Below are 2,711 nucleotides of genomic sequence, written 5' to 3' on the forward strand. Positions count from 1 at the left end.
TTACCACTCATCTCGTAAAGCCCTTTGCATGGCTACTGCATTTCCTCGCCAATTCAGTCGCCCTGCCAAATCAGAAAAATCATAGTTCCGGTTTTGCACTTTAGATGCAACAGATGAACTGAGTACCAACACAATATTCACGGGTCCTGGAGAGAGTTGTGTGGGAATATCAAGGATCAAATGACCGGAGGCATTGACAGTAGTTGTCAGTTGAAAAACTTCCATTTTGACTTCAACCATTAGATATCAGGGTTATTGTAGCGTGATCTTCATCCTACCGCGCGATCGCACAGTTGTTCCTGAGTGCTGCTTATCGGACGGCTAACGTTTCAATAGCCTCACCCATCCGAGTCACATAATCCCCTAAATTGGTTTTTAGAGGCAATAAAATCTCAAATTCCCCTCGCTGCTCATCCGGATTGAGCCAAATCATGGCATTATCCAAAAATGGACGGTTTTCATACCAGCCATGAGCTTTTAAATACGCCTGAAGCTGTTTAGGTTCTATACTTTTTAAACGTTCAACATCCCGCACAGTTACATTCATAGTAAAACACCTTGACTAAGACGCTGCATTATTAATTGATACAGCAGTTTGCTCTGCTATGCGGTACATTGTCGATCCCCCTAAATCCCCCTTTTTAAGGGGGACTTTGATCTACTGTACTTTATTACAGCGCAAAGCGCTGTATCAAATTCGGGTTAGCCACCCCCTTGATAATTTAGTCCGCGTAGGCGGACGAAAGTTTGTGTAGCAGCGACTTCTAGTCGCCATGACAAAAAGGGGGTTTCTTATAAGAATCTCAATGGTGGAACGCCGGAACTAGCTGGCGTTACTTGACCAATAATGCGACTATGAATATATCCTAATTCTTGCAAAACTTGCTCACACTTTACCGCTTGATCCGCCGGAATTGTTGCCAATAACCCGCCAGAAGTTTGCGGATCAAAAAGTACCGGATAATTGGCGCGATCGCACAGTTGTTCCTGATTGCTGATAAACTGTGCAGCTTGTACATTCTGGGGATACAGAAACAGCGCCTAATTTTGTCGGGTGGGGAAACTCTGATAATTTCAGGTTATAGCCACCAGTATGGCAATCTTGTACTAGACTGGTGGTCTAGCCGGAAATGAATATATATTAATGCTCCCAGGATTCATCAAACATCAAATCCCGAACATTTTTTAATACAAAATTACCCTTCTCTTTGCTTAATTCAGCCCGACAGATTATCGGACAACGTTCTTGATACGCTTTAACCGCTAAAATATAGTCATAATCCGTTAACTCAGTCTTAATTTTCCGCAGCTTATCTCCAACAACACCCAGCAACGTTACCTGACCGCTTAAGGGAGCAGAATTAGGCGTGTTAATGTGCATGACTACTCCCTGAAGTGTAATCGTTTGTCCACCAGAAAGCAGTTCACTCAAAATCTCAACTTGAGAACGATTCTCGACAACGGCTAACGTTTCAATCGCCTCACTAATCCGAGTTACATAATCCCCTAGATTGGTTTTTAGGGGCAATAAAATCTCAAACTCCCCCCGCTGATCATCCGGCTTGAGCCAAATCATGGCATTATCTAAAAATGGACGATCTTCATACCAGCCATGAGCTTTTAAATACGCCTGAAGCTGTTGAGGTTCTATGGTTTTTAAACATTCAACATCTCGCACCGTTACATTCATAGTAAAACACCTTGACTAAGACGCTGCATTATTGACTGAAGCGCTGACACGGTAAATTGATGGCTTCTGGGTAGGGAAACCGTTACCGTCGCTGTATTTTTGGTATCGGGCATTCCTCGGAGTGATACCCAATAGGCACAATATCTCATACAGAGTTCTTCCTCAGATTGTTGTAACCAGTCGGTCAGAGTTTCAGGAAGCACAAGGACAACTAAAATTCTAGGTATGGCGAAATCAGACAATCTTAAATCATTATAGTTCTTAATCTTAAGCGGGTAACGCAACTGGTTATCATCAAGAACGTCTCTAGAGGTAGATTTTAACTGCAATTCCAAGCGAGGCGATCGCAGGCGTCCCATTACCCCCTTGGCGGCAATTCCCCAATCGATACTGTCATCGTCTACAGAAGGCTTGTACAGAGAATAACCCGCAACAGTTGTAACAGCTTGTAAATAGGTATTGCTAAATTGTTCCTTTTGTTGTCTGATATCCACGTTAAGCCGATGATCCAGCAATAACTCACTACCAAGTAGTCACTGTCAACTGTGTGACTTTCGAGAACTCCCGATCAGCGGTGACCAAACTTGCTCCATTTTGGATTGCGATCGCTGCAATTGTGGCATCGGGTAATTTCAATCGATATTGCTGACGAATTTCGATAATCTTCTCAATCAAGGTTGGATCACCTGCTGTTAAACCCACAACCTCCACTCGTTGAACAAACTGTTGAAAAAGCTGGCGATCCGCTTCAGTTAGTCCGGAAAACACCAGAAACTCAATCTGGCTAATAATTGAAATGCCAATCCAACTAGCATTCTGGAGTAATTGAACCAATTGGAGATTGCCTTGTAACAAAGCAACGATAGCATTAGTATCCAGTACATAGCGATTACCACTCATCTCGTAAAGCCCTTTGCATGGCTACTGCATTTCCTCGCCAATTCAGTCGCCCTGCCAAATCAGAAAAATCATAGTTCCGGTTTTGCACTTTAGATGCAACAGATGAACTGAGTACCAACAC

The 2,711-nt window shown here is 43.2% G+C and carries 6 protein-coding genes; all 6 read right to left on the reverse strand.

The window, feature by feature from the left end:
• Window positions 1–240 carry a hypothetical protein gene (locus RLO19_RS12510; protein ID WP_446356688.1) on the reverse strand — a complete coding sequence of 80 codons (240 nt, stop codon included), beginning with the start codon at window positions 238–240 and terminating at the stop codon, window positions 1–3.
• A gap of 70 nt (window positions 241–310) precedes the next feature.
• Window positions 311–547 (reverse strand): hypothetical protein, encoded by a 237-nt coding sequence (locus tag RLO19_RS12515; protein WP_446356808.1) that lies wholly within the window; start codon window positions 545–547, stop codon window positions 311–313.
• A 346-nt stretch (window positions 548–893) separates the two neighbouring features.
• Complete coding sequence (locus RLO19_RS12520; RefSeq protein WP_446356810.1) at window positions 894–1,019, reverse strand: hypothetical protein; 126 nt, start codon at window positions 1,017–1,019, stop codon at window positions 894–896.
• 122 nt (window positions 1,020–1,141) lie between these two features.
• Window positions 1,142–1,690, reverse strand: a complete 549-nt coding sequence (locus RLO19_RS12525; protein WP_446356811.1) for a hypothetical protein — start codon at window positions 1,688–1,690, stop codon at window positions 1,142–1,144.
• Complete coding sequence (locus tag RLO19_RS12530) at window positions 1,687–2,184, reverse strand: DUF4365 domain-containing protein (protein WP_446356812.1); 498 nt, start codon at window positions 2,182–2,184, stop codon at window positions 1,687–1,689. Before RLO19_RS12530 ends, RLO19_RS12525 begins: the two co-directional genes overlap by 4 nt.
• A gap of 28 nt (window positions 2,185–2,212) precedes the next feature.
• Entirely contained in the window at window positions 2,213–2,590 is a 378-nt protein-coding gene (locus tag RLO19_RS12535; protein ID WP_446356814.1) for a type II toxin-antitoxin system VapC family toxin, read from the reverse strand.
• Window positions 2,591–2,711 lie beyond the last annotated feature (121 nt).

Source organism: Coleofasciculus sp. G2-EDA-02, from assembly GCF_040226375.1.
Lineage (GTDB): Bacteria > Cyanobacteriota > Cyanobacteriia > Cyanobacteriales > Coleofasciculaceae > Coleofasciculus.

Excerpts from the sequence above, each read along its gene's own strand:
- RLO19_RS12510 (WP_446356688.1), bottom strand. The coding sequence starts at position 240 with ATGGTTGAAGTCAAAATGGAAGTTTTTCAACTGACAACTACTGTCAAT.
- RLO19_RS12515 (WP_446356808.1), bottom strand. The coding sequence starts at position 547 with ATGAATGTAACTGTGCGGGATGTTGAACGTTTAAAAAGTATAGAACCT.
- RLO19_RS12520 (WP_446356810.1), bottom strand. The coding sequence starts at position 1,019 with ATGTACAAGCTGCACAGTTTATCAGCAATCAGGAACAACTGTGCGATC.
- RLO19_RS12525 (WP_446356811.1), bottom strand. The coding sequence starts at position 1,690 with ATGAATGTAACGGTGCGAGATGTTGAATGTTTAAAAACCATAGAACCT.
- RLO19_RS12535 (WP_446356814.1), bottom strand. The coding sequence starts at position 2,590 with ATGAGTGGTAATCGCTATGTACTGGATACTAATGCTATCGTTGCTTTG.